An 18,184-nucleotide genomic window follows, 5' to 3' on the forward strand; every position below is an offset into this window, starting at 1 on the left:
GATACTACACCCGTAGTACGCTCACACTACAGACGTAGTGAGCAGGAGGTCCTGACATGGCGGACGCCGTCGTCATCGGAGCCGGCATCGGCGGTTTGACCAGCGCCATCGCGCTGCGGCAGCGCGGCTGGGAGGTGACGGTGCTGGAGCGGGCGCCCGCGATCGAGCCGGTCGGCTCGGGGCTGGCGATCGCCGCCAACGCGCTCAAGGCGCTCGACACGCTCGGCCTCGGCGACCGCGTCCGCGCGCTGTCGCGCATCCAGGGCCAGGTGGGGATCAGGCGAGCCGACGGGCGCTGGCTCACGCACACCACGCCCGAGGCCGCGGCGGGCCGCTACGACGACTCGGTGGTGGTCCTGCCGCGGGCGGCGCTCATGGAGGTCCTGACCGGCGCGCTCGGCCCGGACGTCCTGCGTCTCGGCACCGGGGTGACGGAGGCGGACCCGGAGACCGGCGTGGTCCGCACCGAGGCGGGCGAGGAGTTGCCCGCCGACCTGGTCGTGGGCGCGGACGGGATCCGCTCCCGCACCCGGCGGGCGCTGTTCCCCGGGCATCCGGGACCCGTGTACGCGGGCGTGACGGCGTGGCGCGGTCTCGTGCCGCGCGGCGGCCTGGAGGTCGGGGTCAGCGAGAGCTGGGGCAGGGGGCGGGTGTTCGGGGTGAGCCCGCTCGCCGGCGATCTCGTCTACGTCTACGCCACCGACGTGCTGCCCGAGGGCATGGCCTGCGCCGACGAGCGGGAGGAGCTGATCCGCAGGTTCGGCGGCTGGCACGAGCCCATCCCCGCGCTGCTGCAAGCGGCGCAGCCCGAGATGATCATCCGGAACGACGTGTACCACCTGGCCGAGCCGCTGCCCGCCTACCACCGGGGCAGGATCGCGCTGGTGGGCGACGCGGCCCACGCCATGACCCCCAACCTCGGCCAGGGGGCCTGCCAGGCGATCGAGGACGCGGTGGTGCTGGCGCACGCGGCCGGCGACCTCGCCGGTTACACCGCCGCCAGGCTGGCGCGCACCCGGCGGATCATGCGTCGCTCGTGGGACGTCTGCCGGGCCACGAAGCTGCGCAACCCGCTGCTCGTCGCGGCCCGTGACGCCGCCCTGAGCCTGGGGGCGAGGGCCCGGCCCGACCTGCTCGTCCGGTCGATGGACGAGGTGCTGGGCTGGCGGCCCCCGGAGGAGACGGTCAGCTCGCGTCCGAGGCGGCCGTGACCGCGCTCCCGGAGCCGGCGGTGGCCTCGATCGGGGCGGCCGGGTTCGCCGGGACGACCGGACGGGTGTGGTCGGGGGCCAGGCGGCCCAGGGTGATCGTGCCGCCGATGGTCAGGGCGGCGGCCAGCAGCGCGGGGACCGCCGTGCCCGGGGCGGTCGGCAGCGGCTCGCCGAGCAGCAGCGCCCCGGCCAGCACCGAGGTGATCGGGTCGATGACCTGCACGCCCGCGTACGCGATGCCGAAGTAGCCCACCGCATAGGAGCGCTGGAGCAGCACCACGGCGCAGACCAGCAGCACGGGCACGGCGAGGGTGAACCAGTGGACGAGCCGCCCCCAGTCGCCCTCCAGGCCGCCGCCCACGACCCTGACGAACGTCGACACGCTCGCGGTGACCACGCCGGCCCCGATGGCCAGCACGATCGCCCGCCCCGCGCCGCTCATGCGGCCCGCCGCCACCTGCGTGACCAGCACGATCACGCCGATCACGGCCAGGAACCCGAGCGCCGCGCCGTTGCCGAGATGCGGCGTCACGTTGTGCTCGGGCACCAGCAGCATGAGCCAGAGCAGCCCCACGGCCACGGCGAGCGAGCCGAGGATCTCCGCCCGGTAGGGCTTGCGCCCGTACATGAACGCGGCCAGCGGCACCGCGAACACCAGCGTGGCCACGCTGATCGGCTGCACCACGACCAGCGGGGCGAGGCTGAGCGCCACGGCGTGCAGGCAGGCGCCGGCGAAGCCGATGACGCCGCCGATCCACCAGCGGGGCCGTCGGACCAGCTTGAGCGAGGCGCCCTCGGCCACGGCCTCGTACTGCTGGAGTGCGGCGCCGAGCGCGTAGCCCAGCGCTCCCACCAGGGCGATGAGCAGGCCGGCCCAGGTCATGGGCGCCGACGCGGGGGCAGAGATCCTTGCACGAGCATTGCTCCAGCTTAGGAGGACAGCGGAGCGGACGAATCATACTTTCGGTGGAACATCAGCTAGATATCGCCCGCCACCTGGGGGAACTTCTTTCCTTCAGGATGGCTCGGGGCAGACGCAGAACGCGTGCCCGGCCGGGTCCTGCAGCACGATCCAGCGCGTCCCCTCCTCGGTGATGCCGGGCTGGAACTCGGGCCTGGTCGCGCCGAGCGCGACGTACTCCTCGGCCGCCCGCTCCACGTCCGGCACCCGGAAGTCGAAGTGGAACTGCTTGTTCGGGCTGGGCCAGGCCACCGGCTCGCGCTCGGCGATCCGGCCGAAGTAGATGCTGGTCGTGCCGTCGCTCACGGCGGCGTACTCGTCCTCCGCGTACGTGATCTCCCAGCCCGTGATCGCGTGGTAGAACTCGGCCAATGTCTTGGGCTCCTGGCAGTCGAGGGAGACCGCGAGGAGCTTCGCCTTCGTCGTCATGGTTCGAGCCTTCCAGGCGTACCTGTCATCTTCCGTCAGGTATGCGTACGGAAACGGCGAGGGGCCGCACCCTCACGGGCGCGGCCCCTCTGAACGGCAGGTCAGGGATCACCGCGGGAACCGGCCGTAGTAGTCCCCAAGACGGGACCGGTACTCGGGCTCCTTGAACCTGGCCTCGTCGAACTCGGGCGAGTCCTTGATCTCGGCCTTGGTGCGCGCCACGTGGACGTTGCGCTCCTGAGGGTCGATGCTCGTGATGACCTGAGCCGGGAGCATGACCTTCTTGCCGAAGATCCAGGGGCCGGTGTCGACGATGATGTAGCTCTCGCCGACCTCGTACGTCGCCTCATCGACGGACCCGATCTTGCCGTCCGTCGCCTGGACGTGGTAACCCACGAGGTCCAGGCTCTGGCCGCGGTCGTAGACGTCAGGACGATAGTCCCAGAGCTCCATGAGGTAGCTCATCCTCTCTCTTCCTCGTCGTCTTCTTCCTCGGGCTCACGTCCACTACCCGGCAACGGGGGTCCAAACGTCGTGCCAAGAATTGACAAGCCGACCTGACTCTCCTGACGAACCTCGGCCAGGCAGAGCGGCGGAGCTACGGGTGTGGATACGATCCGCGCATCCGACCATGACAAGGGGTCCAGGTGAGTCTCGACGGCGCGCAGGAGTGGGCACCGCCCGGCGTGGACACCTCGCGCTCGTCCATGGCCAGGGTGCACGACGCCCTGCTCGGCGGCATGGAGAACTTCGCCGTCGACCGCTCGGTCGCCCGCCGGCTGAAGGACGCGGTGCCGGAGGTCGTCGACCTGGTCTGGTGCAACCGCGCCTTCATCGGCCGCGTCGTGGACTTCCTCGTCCGCGAGGCGGGCATCCGCCAGATCATCGACCTCGGCGCGGGGCTGCCCACCGTGGAGAACACCCACGAGGTCGCCCAGTTCGCCCATCCGCTCTGCCGGGTGGTCTACGTCGACCTCGACCCCATGGTCGAGCCGCACGCCCGCGCGATCATGAAGGGCAACCTGTACGCGGACGCCGTCACCGCCGACGCCCGCGACGTGGCCGCCGTGCTCGGCCATCCCACGCTGACCCGGCTCATCGACCTGTCGCAGCCCACCGCGATCCTGGCGATCGGGCTGCTGCACCTGTTCTCCGACGACGAGGACCCGCACGGGCTGATGCGCCGCTACATGGCGGCGCTGCCGTCCGGCAGCTACCTGGCCGCCTCCAACTTCATGGCCTCGCCGAGTCCCAAGGCCAAGGCCCTGGAGGTGCTGCTCCAGGCCACGATGGGCACCGGCTGGTTCCGCGAGCGGGAGGCGATCGCCGCCTACTTCGACGGCCTCGTGCTGGAGGAGCCCGGCGTGGTGCACTTCCCCGAGTGGCGGCCCGACGAGCGCGTGCCGGGGCCGCTCGCGCCCTGGGAAGAGCTGCTGCTCGGCGGCGTCGCCTGCAAGCCGTAAATGTCCGGCGCGCGGCCCCGGCCCCCGCTACGCTGATCCGCGTGCCGCGACGTCTGATCTGCTCTCCGCCCCCCGCCCGCTAGCGGGCGGCCTCTCACGCGACATCCGGGTCCTGGCGATCCGGGGGTGGTTGCTGCCCGCGTACGGGCCCTTTTCCCACCACCTCCTCCGGAGAGCTCCTGTCATGACCCATGTCTCCGCCCGGCGGGGCGCCGTCTACGTGTCCGTGGCCGCCACCGCCTGGGGCACCGGCGGCGCGGCCGGTTCGCTGCTGTTCGAGACCGGCGGGCTCGGCCCCGTCGGCGTGTCCCTGTGGCGCTATCTCCTGGGCGCCGCCTTCCTGCTCCTCCTCGCTCCCCGTCCGGCCTCTCCTCGCCCGCTGAGCTGGCGGGTCCTGCCGATCGGTGCGGGGATGGCCGTCTACCAGACCGCGTACTTCGCGGCGATCGCCCACACCGGGGTGGCCGTGGCGACGGTCGTCACCATGGGCGCCACGCCCGTGTTCGCCGCGCTCGGCAGCCGCTTCCTGCTGCGCGAGCGGCTCAGCGGGATCGCGCTCGGCGCGCTGGCCGCCGCGCTGGCCGGGCTGGTCCTGCTCACGGCCGGGACCGCGCGGGAGGCGGACGCCTCCGCGGCCGGGATCGGCTGGGCGCTGGCCTCGGCCGCCGGGTACGCCGGGGTGACCCTGCTGTCCCGGCTGTTCTCCCGGCGTCACCAGGACGACGCCGCGGCCACGGCGACCGGCGGGTTCGTCGTGGCCGCGGCGTGCCTGGCGCCGTTCGCGACGGCCGGCGACGTGCTGCCCGAGGTCAGCGTGACGTCGGTGGCGCTGCTGCTCTACCTGGGCGCGGTGCCGACGGCGCTGGCGTACGGGCTGTTCTTCCGCGCGCTGAGCGCGCTGCGCGCGACCACCGTCTCGGTCATCTCCCTGGGCGAGACGGTGGGCGCGGCGCTCCTCGGCGTGCTGCTGTTCGGCGAGCGGCTGACGCCGCCGGCCTGGTGCGGCTGCGCGTTGCTGCTGGCCGCCGTGGCGGTGCTCGCGGCCCGGCCGGAAGCGGGCTGAGCCACGGTGGGAGCGCTTGTGGCGGTCCGGGCCGCAACATGGGTTAAGGTCCGGTACGGCGGCGCGTGCCGTGCCGTCGCTGCGCTCCCACCCCGCCATCGGGGGAACGGTGTCGGCGAAGCGTGCGTTGGAGGAACTGTGGCCTCACTCAAGGGAATATTCAGGAACCTCCTGGACCGTCCGGGCGGCGTGCCCCTGACCCCCTACCAGAAGGTCGTCAAGGCGGCCGGCGAGCGCGCCGAGCGGATCAGGAAGCTCGACGAGCTGCCGCGGCCCGGGATGGACGACCTGGCCGAGTTCTGCGCCGTGGCGCGCGAGGCCGCCGACCGCACGCTGGGGCTGCGCCCATATGACGTGCAGCTCCTCGGGACGCTCGCGCTGCTCGACGGCAAGGTGGCCGAGATGGCGACCGGCGAGGGCAAGACCCTGTCGGGCGCGATGGCCGCCGCCGGCTACGCCCTCCAGGGCAAGCGGGTCCACGTGATCTCCGTCAACGACTACCTGGCCCGCCGTGACGCCGAGTGGATGGAGCCGTTCTACACGGCGCTGGGCGTGAGCGTGGGCTGGATCGACCAGAACTCCACGCCGGAGGAGCGGCGGGCGGCGTACGCGAAGGACGTCACGTACGGGCCGGTTAGCGAGATCGGCTTCGACGTGCTGCGCGACCGGCTGCGCACCGACGCCGCCGAGATCATCGTGCCGGCCCCGGAGGTCGCGGTCATCGACGAGGCCGACTCGGTGCTCGTCGACGAGGCCCGCGTGCCGCTGGTGATGGCCGGCGCGGGCGACGCGGGCGATGCGGTGCCGGAGATGGCGGCGCTGGTCCGGCAGCTCGTCCGCGGCTACCACTACGAGATCGACGAGCAGGCCCGCAACGTCTACCTGACGCCCAAGGGCGCCGACAGCGTGGAGAACCTCCTCGGTGTCGAGCTCTACGACGAGAACGAGCCCGGCACGCTCATCGAGCTCAACCTCGCCCTGCACGCCCACGCGCTGCTGACCCGCGACGTCGACTACATCGTGCGCGACGGCAAGGTCCAGCTCATCAACCCCTCGCGCGGCCGGGTGGCGCTGCTCCAGCGCTGGCCCAACGGCCTCCAGGCGGCCGTCGAGGCCAAGGAGGCGCTGCCGCCGAGCGAGAAGGGCGAGATCCTCGACTCGATCACCGTGCAGGGCCTGATCCGCCGCTATCCGCAGATCTGCGGCATGACCGGCACCGCGGTCGCGGTGAGCGAGCAGCTCGGCGAGTTCTACGGGCTGAAGGTCGCGGTGATCCCGCCCAACCGGCCCTGCGTGCGGAAGGACGAGCCGGACCGCGTCTACCCGACCGTGCCCGACAAGGACGCGGCGCTGGTGGAGGAGATCCAGACGGCGCACGCCACCGGCCGGCCCATCCTCATCGGCACGCTCGACGTGGCCGAGTCGGAGAACCTCGCCAAGCTGCTGCAGCGGCGCGGCATGGAGCCGGTCGTGCTCAACGCCAAGAACGACGCCGAGGAGGCCGAGATCATCGCGCGGGCCGGCGAGCGCGGCGCGATCACGGTCTCGACCCAGATGGCCGGCCGCGGCACCGACATCCGTCTCGGCGAGGGCGTGGCCGAGCTGGGCGGCCTCTACGTCATCGGCTCGGGCCGGCACGCCAGCAGCCGCCTGGACGACCAGCTCCGCGGCCGGGCGGGCCGCCAGGGCGACCCCGGCGCCTCGGTGTTCTTCGTCAGCATGACGGACGACCTGATCACGCAGTTCGTCCCCGACGAGCGGCCGCCCGCGGCCGACCCCGACGGGATCGTACGGCACCGGCGCGGCGCCTACCTCGTGGGCCACGCCCAGCGCGTCGCCGAGGGCGTCAACCTGGAGATCCACCGCAACACCTGGCGCTACACCCGCCTGCTTGAGCAGCAGCGCGAGCTGATCCTGGAGTGGCGCGACAAGGTCCTGCACGGTGACGCCGCCTCCAGGGCGCTGGAGCAGGCCGATCCCGAGCGCTGGGCCGAGCTGCCCGAGGACACCCGCGACGAGACCGCCAGGCAGATCGTGCTGCACGCGATCGATACGTGCTGGACCGAGCACCTGGCCTTCCTCCAGGACCTCCGCGAGGGCATCCACCTGCGGGCGCTGGGCCGGATGAGCCCGGTCGACGAGTTCCACCGCGAGGCCGTGGCCGAGTACAAATCGCTGCTGGCCGAAGTGGAGCGGCGCTCGCTTGAGGCGTTCGAGTCGCCGGAGCCGGATCTCAAGCGGCCCTCCGCGACCTGGACCTATCTCGTGCAGGACAATCCGTTCGGCACCGAATGGGACCGCATTCTGCGCCGGGTCAAGAACGCCACCCGCCACGGCTAATCCCCGAGTCTTTCAAGGCGAGGAAAAAGGATGTTATGGGGTCGCGGCTGAGGGCAGTGAGGGGCCATGGCTACTTTGCTCTGGATCATCGCAGTAATCCTCGTCATCGCCGGGATCTATGTGATCCTGGCCCGCCGCGACCTTCTCTGGGGGATCGTGCTCATCGTCCTCGGGTTCCTGGTCGGCCCGGGTGGCGTCAGCATCTTCAATGTCTAGGGGCGCAGGCCGCCCGCACATCCGTTCGGCAACGCCGCTGGGCCGATCTCCGAGACCGGTCCAGCGGCTCCATCTTGCCTGTTTGCTGAAATAAGAGCGCACGTTTTTCACCGGACGACGGCGAGGACGCCATAGGCGCCCTCGCCGTCCGATACTCGGGTAATTCAGCAGTGGCCGTTCTCGCCCAGGCAGTAGACCGCGTACGCGCGGCCGATGACGGGCAGCGCCACGTTGCGCACCCGGATGCCGCCCGGCGTCATGCCCTTCTCGCTGCCCTTGTGCGCGTGCCCGTGCAGGATCAGGTCGGCACCCGCCGTGTCGACCGCCTCGGCCAGCAGGTAGCTGCCGAGGAAGGGGTAGATCTCGTGGGGCTCGCCCTCCAGCGTCTCCTTGACGGGGGAGTAGTGCGAGAGCACCACCTTCAGGTCGGCGGTCATCTCCTTCAGCGCGACCTTCCACGCCTCGGCGATGTAGCGGGTGTGGGCCACGAAGTTCTTGATCTCGCGCTCGCCGAACTCGCTCGCGCACTTGCCCGCGTACCCGCCGCCGAAGCCCTTGCCGCCGACCACGCCCAGCTTGACCTCGCCGCACTGGATGACCACGCCGTCGTCGTGGAGGACGATGACGCCGGCGTCGCGGAGCGCCGCGGCGATCTCGTACTGGAGGTCGGAGTGGTAGTCGTGGTTGCCCAGCACGGCGATCGTGGGGATGGGCAGGCCGCGCAGCTCGTCGGCCACCAGCCGGCCCTCTTCGAGGGTGCCGTGCCGGGTGAGGTCGCCGGTGAGCATGAAGACGTCGGCCCGCTCCTCGATGCCCTCCAGGTGTTTCCGGTACTGGCCGCGGACGTCCTCGCCCAGGTGGATGTCTCCGACGGCCGCGATGCGCAGTTCAGTCAAGATGCTCGTCCTCCCCCGGCTCGGTGACCTCCACGACCATGATCTCGTTGTGCACGCGCAGGTCGGGTGCGGCCTCGTGCGCCACCAGGCCGAGCCGTTCGCGCTGCTCGGCCCCGCTCACCTGACCGCGCAGGAAGAGCTGGTCGCCGCGGATGTCCACGCGGATCCCCAGCTCGTGCGTGCGCCCGTCCTCGGCCAGCGCCGCCTGGACGCGGGCCGCGACGTACTGCGGAGCTTCCATCGTCTCTCCTCCTCGCTTTGTCGTCGCGTGCCCGTGCATTAACGCCTCAAACGGTACGAATAAGGTCAATGACCGCCCGTTCCACCGGTCCCGCCGTCGCGAGCTGCCCGAAGTCGGCGTCCGCGCCGAGCTCGGTCAGCGCCGCGCCGATGGTCCTGTCCTGGTCGTACGCCTCGATGACGCGCGGGTCCACGTACGACGCCCTGGCCACGGTGGGGGTGTTGCCCAGGTACTCGGCGACCTCCCGCATGACGCGGGTGACGGCTCTCTTCTTCTTCGTCGGCCCCGCCCTGCCGGCCGGACGGGACACCGCCAGCCCGACGGCCGCCAGCACCGTCGCGTGCCAGGTACGGAAGTCCTTGGCCGTGACCTCGTAGCCGATGATCTCCTTGAGATAGTCGTTGATGTCCTCGCTGCGCACGTCGGACCAGTCGCCGTCGCGGCGGTAGCGCAGCAGCTCGCCCTCCTTGGGGCCGGACCGCTTCAGCGAGCGCAGCACCGCGCACGCCCCCGGGTCGGCCACCTCGACCTCGCGCGGGATGTCGCCCTTGGCCTGGTAGGAGAAGACCACGTACCCCTTGTGAAAGCTCAGGTGCTCCATCCGCAGGGTGGCCAGGCCGTAGCTGTCGTAGCTCTCGCCGCCGATGCGGAAGAAGCCGATGTCCAGCAGCCGGGCCGCGGCGGCGAGGACCCGCTGCCGGGTCAGGCCGCGCCCCTGCAGCTGCTCGTCCACCGTCTTCCTGAACTCCGGCAGCCGCTCGGCCACCTCCAGCACCCGGTCGAACTTGGCCCGGTCCTGCTGCTCGCGCCACAGGTCGTGGTAGCGGTACTGGAGCCGCCCGGCCGCGTCGGTGCCGACGGCCTGCAGATGGCCGCGCGGATCGGTGCAGATCCACACGTCCGTCCAGGCCGGAGGGATGGCGAGGGCCTTGATCCGGGCCAGTGTCTCGGCGTCGCGGACGGGCATGCCGTCGGGGTCGGCGTAGCTGAACCCGCGTCCCCGGCGTCGCCGGACGATCCCCGGCTCACTGTGATCGCTAGGACGCAGCTCGGGCACGACAGGCGGGCTACCCAGGACGTTAATGGGCAAACGAGAAGGGCAGAGGAGCGGGCATGGCTGATAAGGGAGAATGGCACGAGGAACGGTCCTCGCGCGGCCACGCCATGGTGCCGGCGACCCCGCGCGACGTGGTGCACATCCGGGTGGGCTCGTTCATTTTGGTGTTCCTGTTCGCCTTCACGGTGCTGGGACTCATCGCGCAGGCGCCGGTCATCACCGGCATCGCCGTCGCGCTCGCCGTGGTCACGGTCGTCGACATGATCTTCGCCGTACGACGTCAGAAGCAGGGCCGAGACGGAGAGGCGGGCTGATCGGTTCCATGGCATCACTACGCGGGCGGGTCGTCGTGGTGACGGGTGCGAGCGGCGGCGTGGGCCGCGCGGTCGTGCGCGAGCTGGGCAAGCAGGGCGCGAAGGTGGCGCTGCTGGCGCGCGGGACGACCGGGCTGGGCGCGGCCGCGGTCGACGTGGGCGCGGCGGGCGGCGTCGGCCAGGTCTACGAGACCGACATGGCGGACTACGAGCAGGTACGCGCGGCGGCCGAGCGCATCGAGACGGAGATGGGCCCCATCTCGGTCTGGATCAACACGGCCTTCTCCACCGTCTTCGCCCGCTTCACCGACATCGCGCCGGAGGAGTACGAGCGGACCACCCAGGTCACCTACCTCGGATACGTGTGGGGCACGAAGGTGGCGCTGGACCTCATGGGCCCGCGCAACCAGGGCGCGATCGTGCAGGTGGGCTCGGCGCTGGCGCAGCGCTCCATCCCGCTGCAGTCGGCGTACTGCGGGGCCAAGCACGCGATCCAGGGCTTCACCGAGTCGGTCCGCACCGAGCTGCTGGCCGACGGGAGCAACGTCAGGATCACCGTGGTCCAGCTCCCGGCGGTCAACACCCCGCAGTTCGAGTGGGTGCTGAGCAAGCTGCGCAAGCACCCCCAGCCGGTGCCGCCGATCTACCAGCCGGAGGTCGCGGCCAGGGCGGTGGTGTTCGCGGCCGAGCATCCGGAGCGCAAGGAATACTGGGTGGGCGGCATGACCGCCGCGACCCTCATGGCGCAGCGGGTGGCGCCCGCGCTGGTCGACCGCTACCTCGCGCGGACCGGCATCCAGTCGCAGCAGACCGACGAGAAGCCGCCGAGCGGCGTGTCCAACCTGTGGGAGCCGGCCGACGACGACACCGACTACGGCGCGCACGGCACGTTCGACCGGCGCTCGACCACGCGCAGCCCGCAGCTCTGGCTCTCGCAGCACCGCCGCCCGGTCCTGATGGGGCTGGCCGGAGGCGCTGCGGCGGCGGGCGCGCTGGCACTGCTGCGCCGCAGGTAAGCGGCTCGCAGGTCCAGATTTTTCCTCCCCAGAGGGATGAAAGCACACCTCTTGATCGGTTCGCCGATCGCCAGAGATGCGCGCGATTGCCACCATAGGCTCGCGAGGACGGCGGGACCCCGGCCCGGGACGGGTCCGGGGTCCCTTCATGCGAGCGCGAAGGCGGGAGCGCGTGAACGCAGCGACGGAGCCGCCGGGCGGCGGGGACGGCCTCTGGAGCCGGATGGCCGGAACGAGAGCCGAGCTCCTTGAGCTCAGGAACGAGGTCAGCCACGGGCTCACGGCGCTCGGCCGGCAGGTCGGCGAGCTGACCCGGCAGGCAGAGGAGCATCTGGAGCCGGCCCGTCACGAGGTGCTGGGCAAGCTGGACGCGCTGCGCCGCGAGCTGGCCGAGCTGGGGCTGAAGGCGGGCGGGCCCCCGGACGAGCAGCGGTAGGCGGGCGGCGTCGAACAGGCGGAGAGCTGGACCGGCGCGGGCCCCCGTCCGCATCGGGGCCCGCGCCGGGGCTCATCGTGGGGGAAGCGTGCGGGCTACTCGGCCGACTTCATGAGTTTGGCGTAGGCGAGCTGGAGCCAGTCCGACACCGCCACCGCCGTCATCGTCGCGCCGATGAGCCGGGTCGCCTTCGGCGCGATGACCAGCCCGGCGGCGTACCCGGTCGCCACCCACTGCGCCAGGCAGAACGGGCACGCCAGCAGCTCGCCGAGCGCGCCCCGAGGGCTCTCCTGCACCTCGGCGGGCCCGCCCTGGCCCTCGTACCGGGTGAAGGGGGCGCGGATGGGGCTGGTGACGGGGTCCTTGGCGATGCGCCGGGACACCTTGTGCGTGCACGCCGCCATGAGCGCGAGGTCCAGGATGCCGATCCGGTCGGGGACGCGCCGGTTCGCCAGGCCGGCCACGGCGGCGGCGACGGCCACCGTGCCGCCGTAGGCCGCGAGGATGCCGAGGTAGCCGCGGAGCGGACGATTCTGCCCGCCGTCATAGGCCCTTTCCGTCTTCTCCAGGATTTCCGTCATAGGGCCTGTGACTACCCGGCAAGGGCCGCATCCAACGTCTACTTGACCATCCGCTGGGTAGCCCGAACCTATGAGCAGCCACGGTCACGAGGTCACCGACGCCATCCTCGACACCTTGAAGCGCGCCAGCTCCGGGCTCAAGGACGCCGGGGTCAAGTTCGCGCTGGCCGGAGGTTGCGCCGCTTACGCCCGAGGCGCCGCCCCCTCCCTCCATGATGTCGATTTCGTCCTCACCGAGCACGACGTGCCGGCCGCCCTGGACGCGCTGCGCCAGCTCGGTTTCCAGACGGCCAAGCCCCCGGAGGACTGGCTGGTCAAGGCCTACGACGAGGGCCGGCTGGTGGACCTGATCTTCCGCGTGTCCGATCTCGACATCACCGAGGAGCTGCTCGACCGGGCCGAGCCGCTGAAGGCGTCGGCCGTGATCGTGCCCGTGCTGGAGGCCACCGACCTGGTGATCTCGTGGCTGCTGCCGCTGTCGGAGCACGCCTGCGACTACGGGGCGCTGCTGGCCCAGGTGCGCGCGCTGCGCGAGCAGGTGGACTGGCCGCGGGTGGCCGCGGTGACGGAGGACTCCCCGTACGCGGCCACGTTCATCACTTTGCTGGAACGGCTCGGCGTGCTCAACGGCCCGGTCGAGCCCTCCGGCGACTCCAAGTGGCCCTGACGGACGCGCGCGCACGGCGTTAACGCGGCCGACGCGGGTAGACGGGGCGGAACCCGTCTCCGAGGAGGTCAAGATGCCCGAGCGCGATCTTCAATACCTGGCCGAGCTGGCCGCGCAACTACGCGTCGACTCCGTCCGCGCCGCCGCGGCCGCCGGCTCCGGCCATCCGACCTCGTCGATGTCGGCGGCCGACCTCATGGCGGTGCTGTTCGCCTGCCACCTGCGTTACGACTTCGCCGACCCCGGCAACCCGGCCAACGACCACCTGATCTTCTCCAAGGGGCACGCCTCCCCCCTCCTCTACTCCCTCTACAAGGCGGCCGGCGCCATCGACGACGAGGAGCTGCTGACCTTCCGCAAGCGTGGCAGCCGGTTGGAGGGGCACCCCACCCCCCGACTGCCCTGGGTGGACGTCGCCACGGGCTCCCTGGGCCAAGGGCTTCCCGTCGGCGTGGGGGTGGCGCTGGCCGCGCGGATGGAACGGCTGCCGTACCGGGTGTGGGTGCTGTGCGGCGACAGCGAGCTGGCCGAGGGGTCGATATGGGAGGCCGCCGAGCACGCCGGCGACGAGGGCCTGGCCAACCTCACCGTCATCGTGGACGTCAACCGGCTCGGCCAGCGCGGCCCCACCCGGCACGGCTGGGACACCGGGGCCTACGCCCGGAGATTCGGCGCGTTCGGCTGGCACACGATCGAGATCGACGGGCACGATCCCGGGCAGATCGACTTCGCGCTGTCCGACGCCTCCAACACCCGCAGGCGCCCCACCGTCATCCTGGCGAAGACCCGCAAGGGCGAGGGCGTGCTGGAGGTGGAGAACCGCGAGGGCGCGCACGGCAAGGCGCTGAAGGACCCCGACACGGCCGTCGAGCAGCTGGGCGGCGTCCGTGACCTGCGGGTCGAGGTGCACGTGCCGGACGAGGCCCCGGCCCCGTTCCGCTTCGAGGACGGGCCGCTGGAGCTGCCGGCGTACAAGGTCGGTGAGGCGGTGGCCACGCGGACGGCGTACGGGGAGGCGCTGGCGGCGCTCGGCGCGGCCAGGGGCGACGTGGTGGCCCTGGACGGCGAGGTGGGCGACTCGACCAAGACCGAGCTGTTCGCCGAGGCGTTCCCCGAGCGCTTCTTCCAGATGTACATCGCCGAGCAGCAGCTCGTCGCCGCCGCGGTCGGGCTGCAGGTGCGCGGGTGGAGGCCGTACGCGGCCACGTTCGCCGCGTTCCTGACCCGGGCCTACGACTTCATCAGGATGGCCGGCGTGAGCGGGGCCTCGATCCGGCTGGTCGGCTCGCACGCGGGCGTGGCCATCGGCGAGGACGGGCCGTCCCAGATGGGGCTGGAGGACCTCGCCATGATGCGGCCCGTGCACGGCAGCACCGTGCTCTACCCCTGCGACGCCAACCAGGCGGCGGCCCTGGTGGCCGAGATGGCCGACCTGGAGGGCGTGTCCTACCTGCGCACCACGCGCGGCGCCACGCCGGTGATCTACGAGCCGGGCGAGCGCTTCCCCGTGGGCGGCTCGCGGGTGCTGCGGCGCTCGGCTGAGGACCGGGCCACGATCGTCGCGGCCGGGGTGACCGTCCACGAGGCGCTGGCGGCGGCCGACGAGCTGGCCGAGGCCGACGTCCCGGTCGGGGTGATCGACCTGTACTCGATCAAGCCGGTCGACGCGGCGGCGCTGGCCGAGGCGGCCACCACCACCGGCAACCTGATCACGGTCGAGGACCACCGGCCGGAGGGCGGGCTCGGCGACGCCGTGCTGGAGGCCGTCAGCGAGCTCGGGCCCCGGGTGGTGCAGCTCGGGGTGACCGGGCTGCCCGCCTCGGCGACGCCGGAGGAACAACTGGCCGACGCACGCATTGACCGCCGCGCCATCGTCGCGGCGGTCAAGCGACTGTTGTGATCAGGCCCGGTACGGGGAAGGTCACCGCGACTTCGCGGTGGCCTTCCTGTTGGCCTTCTTGATGGCCTCGACCAGTTCCTTCTTGTTCATCCTGGATCGGCCGGGCACGCCCAGCCGCTTCGCCACGTCCTGCAGATGCTCCTTGCTGGCGTTGGCGTCCACGCCTTCGGCCGTGCGGCCGGAGCGGTCCTTCGCGCCCTGGTCGGACGGGCCCTTCTCGGACTTCGGCTCCCAGTGGTCGCCGACCTTCTCGAAGGAGTGCTTCAACGCGGCGAACGCGGTCATGTGAGCGCGCCTGCCCTCTCCGTACTCCTCCACGGCGCTGTCGTGCGCCTTGATCCAGGTGCGCTGCGCCTTCTTCGGCGAACGCTTGATCGTCGACGGCAGCTCTTCGACTCCCGGCATTTCCTGTCACCTCCTACAGGGGCGGCTCGTCGTAGCGGCGGCGTTCCTCGTACACGGTGGTGCGGCGGGTCTCGGGCTCAGCGACGATGTCGTGACGGTGCACCGGCTCGTCGATCGGACCGACCGCCCTGCGGGTCACGGTGATCCGGTAGATTCCGAACAGGAGACCGACCAGACCGCCGAGCATGAGGATGACCCCCACCACGTTGATGTCGAGACCGGCGAGGTCGAACTCGACGGCCCAGGTGAGGATCGCGCCGAGCATGATGAGGATGATGCTTCCGGCGATGGTCATCTGATTTACCTCCTTGACACGAGGAACTTCTATCCACATGTCGAAAAACAAACCAGTCGTGGTGATCGGGCTGATGGGATCGGGTAAGACCACCGCCGGTCGCCTCATCGCGGACGCCCTCCACCTCCCCCTGAGTGACAGCGACCCCTTCCTGCGGACCCGCCACGGCGGCACCGCCAAAGAGATCGTCGCCCGCGAGGGCGCCGATGCCCTCCACCGCTACGAGGCCCAGCACGTCCTGATCGAGCTGGCCGGCGAGCCCAAGGTGATCGCGGCGGCCGCCAGCACCGTCGAGGACCCCGAGGTGCGCCGGGCGCTGCGCGAGGTGTTCGTGGTGTGGGTGGACGCCGACGACTCCGTGCTCGCCGAGCGCATGAAGTCGAGCGACCACCGCCCCGGCTTCGACCCCAAGGTCATGCGGGCCCGGCGCGAGCCCTATTTCAAGGAGATTGCCGACATGCGATGCGACGTGGGCGTCCTGCGGCCGGAGCAGGTGCGCGACGAGGTGCTGAGGGAGTTGCGCTCGCGCGGCCTGGCATAATGATCATGACACATGGGCCCCCCGAGGCGCGCGGGGGGCCTGTGGCGTCCCTCTCGTCAACCATCCACGCGCGCCACGCATCTAAACGCTAGTGAGTATGCGCTTGGTGCCCGGCGACCCCGAACGGCTTGGCGGCTTCTGGCTGGCGGGCCGGCTCGGCGCGGGCGGGCGCGGGGTCGTCTACGACGCCTACGACGACGACGGCCGCCGCCATGTCGTCACCGTGCCGCGCGGCGAGGCCCCCGGCCGGCGCTACGAGCGGGTCTCGTGTCCCCGGCTGGCCGAGGTGGTCGCGGTCGGCGTGGACGGCCGGGTCCCCTACGTGGTCGCCGAATTCGTCGACGGTCCCGACCTGCGGCGCGCGGTCGGGCTGCACGGCCCGTACGCGGGCGAGGAGCTGCTCGCGCTGGCCGACGCCCTCGGCGAGGCGCTGGAGGCGCTGCACGCGGCGGGCCTGACGCACCGCGGGCTCAACCCGGAGAGCGTGCTGCTGGCGGCCGACGGCCCCAAGGTCATCGAGCTGGGGCTGCCCGCCGCCGGCACCGTGGACGGCACCTTCACCTACCTCGCGCCCGAGACGCTGACCTGCGGGGAGGCGGGGGCGGCGGCCGACGTGTTCGCGTGGGGCGCGGTGGTGCTCTTCGCGGCCACCGGGCACGACCCGTTCGCCGGGGGGAGCCTCGGCGGGGTGATGCACCGGCTGCTGACCGTCGATCCCGACCTGGACGTCCTGCCCGAGGGGCTGCGCGAGCTGGTCGGGAGCGCGCTGGCCAAGGACCCGGCCGAGCGGCCCGAGGCGTCCCGGCTGCGGATCGGCGCCTCCGTGGTGCTGCGCCCGCCGGAGGGGCACGCCGGGCCGCGGTCGCTCGGGGAGCGGGCGGAGGAGGCGTACCAGTCGCTCACCCCCGCCCAGCAGGAGCAGGTGCCCAGCCTGCTGCTGCGGCTGCTCGACGGCGAGAGCCCGCACGACGAGGGGGACGTGCTGGGCCCGCTCCTGGCCGCCGGGCTGGTGGTGCGGCGCAGCGTGCGCGTGCCGCCCGCGGAGACCCCCGTCGGGAAGCTGGTGGCGGTCGGCGACGGGCGGGTGGCCCCGGCCAGCGCCGCGCTCTACCGGGCCTGGCCCCGGCTGCGCGGCTGGGTGGCCGACGAGCGCGAGAGCCTGATCGTGCTGCGGAGCATCCGCGAGGCCGCAGGGCGCTGGTCGGCGCACCGGCGCGGGCGCGGCCACCTGCTGCGCGGCGAGGCGCTCGACACCGCGCTCGGCTGGGCCGCCGTCAAACGCCGCCACCTGCGGCTGAGCCAGCTCGAACGGGACTTCATCGCGGGCAGCGTCGCCCTGTCCAAGCAGCGCAGGCGGCTGCTGGTGCCGGGGCTCGGCGTGGCCGCCGGGGTGCTGGCCGTCGCGGTGTCGATGGCGGTGGTGTCCGTGCTGGGGCAGCACGAGCTGCGCGGGCGGCTCGTCGAGGCGAACGCGCGGGCGGTGGCGGCGCGGGCGGAGGCGCTCCGGTCGTCGGACCCGCGCACCGCGATGCGGCTGAGCGTGGCCGCTTGGCGGCTGTCGCCGGTGTTCGAGGCGCGGGCCGCGTTGCAGGCCTCGCTCGTCCAGCCGGAGCTGGGGGTCTTCACCGATCCCGCGCCCGACTCGCGGGCCCGCTACCTGCTGCGCGGGGACGAGCTCGTCAAGAGGGACGCCGACGGCGTGACCGTGTGGGACGTCGTCGCCGGGCGGCAGACCGCCCGCCACGCGCTGCCGCCGGGCAACCCGGCGCTGAGTGAGGACGGGCGCTTCGCCGAGGGCGTGGACGGGCGGCCGTTCGAGCTCGCCACCGGCCGGACGCCGGGCGACGCCGCCGTGTACGCGATCAGCCGCGGCGACCGCACCCGCGTGTACCGGGGCGGGCGGGTGCTGCTGGAGGTCACCGGCCGCGAGGTGGCGCTGTCCCCGGACGGGGCGCGGGCGGCGCTCTCGCTCCCCGACGGGCGGGTGGAGCTGTGGGAGCTGGCGGGACACACCCGTACGGCCACCGTCACGGTCCGGCCGCCCCGGACGCCGGAGCCGGCGGCGCCGCCGATGGCGTTCAGCCCGGACGGGCGGCTGCTCGCGGTCGCGGGACGGGCCGGCGTCACCCTCGTGGACACCCGCAGCTCCGTC

Annotated in this window: 21 protein-coding genes; 12 read left to right on the forward strand and 9 right to left on the reverse strand. The window is 72.2% G+C overall.

Annotation, left to right across the window (positions count from 1 at the left end; genetic code table 11):
* Window positions 1–56: 56 nt before the first annotated feature.
* Window positions 57–1,211 carry an FAD-dependent oxidoreductase gene (locus tag ACBR40_RS11635; protein ID WP_371248670.1) on the forward strand — a complete coding sequence of 385 codons (1,155 nt, stop codon included), beginning with the start codon at window positions 57–59 and terminating at the stop codon, window positions 1,209–1,211.
* Here the strand turns inward: ACBR40_RS11635 and ACBR40_RS11640 are convergent.
* The 3 genes from ACBR40_RS11640 to ACBR40_RS11650 all read right to left on the reverse strand — a co-directional run bounded on the left by ACBR40_RS11640 (window position 1,186) and on the right by ACBR40_RS11650 (window position 3,066).
* Window positions 1,186–2,094 (reverse strand): hypothetical protein, encoded by a 909-nt coding sequence (locus ACBR40_RS11640; RefSeq protein ID WP_344206572.1) that lies wholly within the window; start codon window positions 2,092–2,094, stop codon window positions 1,186–1,188. The two genes, ACBR40_RS11635 and ACBR40_RS11640, sit on opposite strands and share 26 nt — an antisense overlap.
* Before the next feature lie 132 nt (window positions 2,095–2,226).
* Entirely contained in the window at window positions 2,227–2,601 is a 375-nt protein-coding gene (locus ACBR40_RS11645; RefSeq protein WP_344206570.1) for a VOC family protein, read from the reverse strand.
* A 108-nt stretch (window positions 2,602–2,709) separates the two neighbouring features.
* Complete coding sequence (locus ACBR40_RS11650; RefSeq protein ID WP_344206569.1) at window positions 2,710–3,066, reverse strand: PRC-barrel domain containing protein; 357 nt, start codon at window positions 3,064–3,066, stop codon at window positions 2,710–2,712.
* Window positions 3,067–3,248: 182 nt separating this feature from the next.
* On the opposite strand from ACBR40_RS11650, the gene ACBR40_RS11655 reads away from it, so the two are divergent.
* The 4 genes from ACBR40_RS11655 to ACBR40_RS11670 all read left to right on the forward strand — a co-directional run bounded on the left by ACBR40_RS11655 (window position 3,249) and on the right by ACBR40_RS11670 (window position 7,683).
* Window positions 3,249–4,064, forward strand: a complete 816-nt coding sequence (locus ACBR40_RS11655) for an SAM-dependent methyltransferase (protein ID WP_371248671.1) — start codon at window positions 3,249–3,251, stop codon at window positions 4,062–4,064.
* A 184-nt stretch (window positions 4,065–4,248) separates the two neighbouring features.
* Window positions 4,249–5,127: an EamA family transporter gene (locus tag ACBR40_RS11660; RefSeq protein ID WP_344206567.1), complete on the forward strand. Its 879-nt coding sequence runs from the start codon at window positions 4,249–4,251 to the stop codon at window positions 5,125–5,127.
* Between the two features lie 138 nt (window positions 5,128–5,265).
* Entirely contained in the window at window positions 5,266–7,467 is a 2,202-nt protein-coding gene (secA2, locus tag ACBR40_RS11665) for an accessory Sec system translocase SecA2 (RefSeq protein WP_344206566.1), read from the forward strand.
* A gap of 66 nt (window positions 7,468–7,533) precedes the next feature.
* The gene (locus ACBR40_RS11670) at window positions 7,534–7,683 is read left to right on the forward strand and encodes a GPGG-motif small membrane protein (RefSeq protein ID WP_020543887.1); all 150 of its coding nucleotides are present in this window, start codon (window positions 7,534–7,536) and stop codon (window positions 7,681–7,683) included.
* Window positions 7,684–7,847: 164 nt separating this feature from the next.
* Here the strand turns inward: ACBR40_RS11670 and ACBR40_RS11675 are convergent, their stop codons facing one another.
* Genes ACBR40_RS11675 through ACBR40_RS11685 form a run of 3 tightly spaced genes read right to left on the reverse strand, consistent with a single transcriptional unit; the run spans window position 7,848 to window position 9,877 of the window.
* Window positions 7,848–8,579: a metallophosphoesterase gene (locus tag ACBR40_RS11675; protein WP_344206565.1), complete on the reverse strand. Its 732-nt coding sequence runs from the start codon at window positions 8,577–8,579 to the stop codon at window positions 7,848–7,850.
* On the reverse strand, window positions 8,572–8,820 hold the full coding sequence (locus ACBR40_RS11680) for a BON domain-containing protein (RefSeq protein ID WP_329590726.1): 249 nt from the start codon (window positions 8,818–8,820) through the stop codon (window positions 8,572–8,574). The genes ACBR40_RS11675 and ACBR40_RS11680 overlap by 8 nt, the downstream gene beginning before the upstream one ends.
* 46 nt (window positions 8,821–8,866) lie before the next feature.
* Window positions 8,867–9,877, reverse strand: coding sequence for a DNA topoisomerase IB (locus ACBR40_RS11685; protein ID WP_344206564.1), 1,011 nt, complete (start codon window positions 9,875–9,877; stop codon window positions 8,867–8,869).
* A 56-nt stretch (window positions 9,878–9,933) separates the two neighbouring features.
* Between ACBR40_RS11685 and ACBR40_RS11690 the strand changes: the two genes are divergently transcribed.
* The 3 genes from ACBR40_RS11690 to ACBR40_RS11700 all read left to right on the forward strand — a co-directional run bounded on the left by ACBR40_RS11690 (window position 9,934) and on the right by ACBR40_RS11700 (window position 11,643).
* A complete protein-coding gene (locus tag ACBR40_RS11690; protein WP_344206563.1) occupies window positions 9,934–10,191 on the forward strand; it encodes a hypothetical protein in 258 nt (85 codons plus the stop codon).
* Between the two features lie 8 nt (window positions 10,192–10,199).
* The gene (locus tag ACBR40_RS11695) at window positions 10,200–11,207 is read left to right on the forward strand and encodes an SDR family oxidoreductase (protein WP_371248672.1); all 1,008 of its coding nucleotides are present in this window, start codon (window positions 10,200–10,202) and stop codon (window positions 11,205–11,207) included.
* Between the two features lie 172 nt (window positions 11,208–11,379).
* A complete protein-coding gene (locus ACBR40_RS11700; protein ID WP_344206561.1) occupies window positions 11,380–11,643 on the forward strand; it encodes a hypothetical protein in 264 nt (87 codons plus the stop codon).
* Window positions 11,644–11,738: 95 nt separating this feature from the next.
* Here the strand turns inward: ACBR40_RS11700 and ACBR40_RS11705 are convergent, their stop codons facing one another.
* Window positions 11,739–12,224, reverse strand: a complete 486-nt coding sequence (locus ACBR40_RS11705) for a DUF1360 domain-containing protein (RefSeq protein WP_344206560.1) — start codon at window positions 12,222–12,224, stop codon at window positions 11,739–11,741.
* A 70-nt stretch (window positions 12,225–12,294) separates the two neighbouring features.
* Between ACBR40_RS11705 and ACBR40_RS11710 the strand changes: the two genes are divergently transcribed.
* Both ACBR40_RS11710 and ACBR40_RS11715 read left to right on the forward strand, forming a co-directional pair.
* Complete coding sequence (locus ACBR40_RS11710) at window positions 12,295–12,891, forward strand: nucleotidyltransferase (protein WP_344206559.1); 597 nt, start codon at window positions 12,295–12,297, stop codon at window positions 12,889–12,891.
* Window positions 12,892–12,964: 73 nt separating this feature from the next.
* Window positions 12,965–14,791: a transketolase gene (locus tag ACBR40_RS11715; protein ID WP_371248673.1), complete on the forward strand. Its 1,827-nt coding sequence runs from the start codon at window positions 12,965–12,967 to the stop codon at window positions 14,789–14,791.
* Between the two features lie 21 nt (window positions 14,792–14,812).
* Here ACBR40_RS11715 and ACBR40_RS11720 read toward each other — a convergent pair whose 3' ends face one another.
* Both ACBR40_RS11720 and ACBR40_RS11725 read right to left on the reverse strand, forming a co-directional pair.
* The gene (locus tag ACBR40_RS11720) at window positions 14,813–15,196 is read right to left on the reverse strand and encodes a ChaB family protein (RefSeq protein ID WP_344206557.1); all 384 of its coding nucleotides are present in this window, start codon (window positions 15,194–15,196) and stop codon (window positions 14,813–14,815) included.
* Between the two features lie 13 nt (window positions 15,197–15,209).
* Window positions 15,210–15,491: a hypothetical protein gene (locus tag ACBR40_RS11725; RefSeq protein WP_020543898.1), complete on the reverse strand. Its 282-nt coding sequence runs from the start codon at window positions 15,489–15,491 to the stop codon at window positions 15,210–15,212.
* A 37-nt stretch (window positions 15,492–15,528) separates the two neighbouring features.
* Here ACBR40_RS11725 and ACBR40_RS11730 point away from each other — a divergent pair, with 37 nt between their 5' ends.
* Together ACBR40_RS11730 and ACBR40_RS11735 are read left to right on the forward strand one after the other, a co-directional pair.
* Window positions 15,529–16,032, forward strand: coding sequence for a shikimate kinase (locus ACBR40_RS11730; protein ID WP_371248674.1), 504 nt, complete (start codon window positions 15,529–15,531; stop codon window positions 16,030–16,032).
* A 97-nt stretch (window positions 16,033–16,129) separates the two neighbouring features.
* On the forward strand, window positions 16,130–18,184 hold a 2,055-nt coding region (locus tag ACBR40_RS11735; protein WP_371248675.1), incomplete at its 3' end, for a protein kinase.

The organism is Nonomuraea sp. AD125B, assembly GCF_041402765.1.
In the GTDB taxonomy this organism is placed as follows: Bacteria; Actinomycetota; Actinomycetes; order Streptosporangiales; family Streptosporangiaceae; genus Nonomuraea; species Nonomuraea bangladeshensis.

What these genes read in the sequence shown, in the direction of transcription:
- ACBR40_RS11695 (WP_371248672.1), top strand. Translation starts at nt 10,200, where the DNA reads ATGGCATCACTACGCGGGCGGGTCGTCGTGGTGACGGGTGCGAGCGGC.
- ACBR40_RS11635 (WP_371248670.1), top strand. Translation starts at nt 57, where the DNA reads ATGGCGGACGCCGTCGTCATCGGAGCCGGCATCGGCGGTTTGACCAGC.
- ACBR40_RS11730 (WP_371248674.1), top strand. Translation starts at nt 15,529, where the DNA reads ATGTCGAAAAACAAACCAGTCGTGGTGATCGGGCTGATGGGATCGGGT.
- ACBR40_RS11645 (WP_344206570.1), bottom strand. Translation starts at nt 2,601, where the DNA reads ATGACGACGAAGGCGAAGCTCCTCGCGGTCTCCCTCGACTGCCAGGAG.
- ACBR40_RS11640 (WP_344206572.1), bottom strand. Translation starts at nt 2,094, where the DNA reads ATGACCTGGGCCGGCCTGCTCATCGCCCTGGTGGGAGCGCTGGGCTAC.
- ACBR40_RS11715 (WP_371248673.1), top strand. Translation starts at nt 12,965, where the DNA reads ATGCCCGAGCGCGATCTTCAATACCTGGCCGAGCTGGCCGCGCAACTA.
- ACBR40_RS11705 (WP_344206560.1), bottom strand. Translation starts at nt 12,224, where the DNA reads ATGACGGAAATCCTGGAGAAGACGGAAAGGGCCTATGACGGCGGGCAG.
- ACBR40_RS11720 (WP_344206557.1), bottom strand. Translation starts at nt 15,196, where the DNA reads ATGCCGGGAGTCGAAGAGCTGCCGTCGACGATCAAGCGTTCGCCGAAG.
- ACBR40_RS11670 (WP_020543887.1), top strand. Translation starts at nt 7,534, where the DNA reads ATGGCTACTTTGCTCTGGATCATCGCAGTAATCCTCGTCATCGCCGGG.
- ACBR40_RS11680 (WP_329590726.1), bottom strand. Translation starts at nt 8,820, where the DNA reads ATGGAAGCTCCGCAGTACGTCGCGGCCCGCGTCCAGGCGGCGCTGGCC.
- ACBR40_RS11725 (WP_020543898.1), bottom strand. Translation starts at nt 15,491, where the DNA reads ATGACCATCGCCGGAAGCATCATCCTCATCATGCTCGGCGCGATCCTC.
- ACBR40_RS11660 (WP_344206567.1), top strand. Translation starts at nt 4,249, where the DNA reads ATGACCCATGTCTCCGCCCGGCGGGGCGCCGTCTACGTGTCCGTGGCC.
- ACBR40_RS11690 (WP_344206563.1), top strand. Translation starts at nt 9,934, where the DNA reads ATGGCTGATAAGGGAGAATGGCACGAGGAACGGTCCTCGCGCGGCCAC.
- ACBR40_RS11710 (WP_344206559.1), top strand. Translation starts at nt 12,295, where the DNA reads ATGAGCAGCCACGGTCACGAGGTCACCGACGCCATCCTCGACACCTTG.
- ACBR40_RS11650 (WP_344206569.1), bottom strand. Translation starts at nt 3,066, where the DNA reads ATGAGCTACCTCATGGAGCTCTGGGACTATCGTCCTGACGTCTACGAC.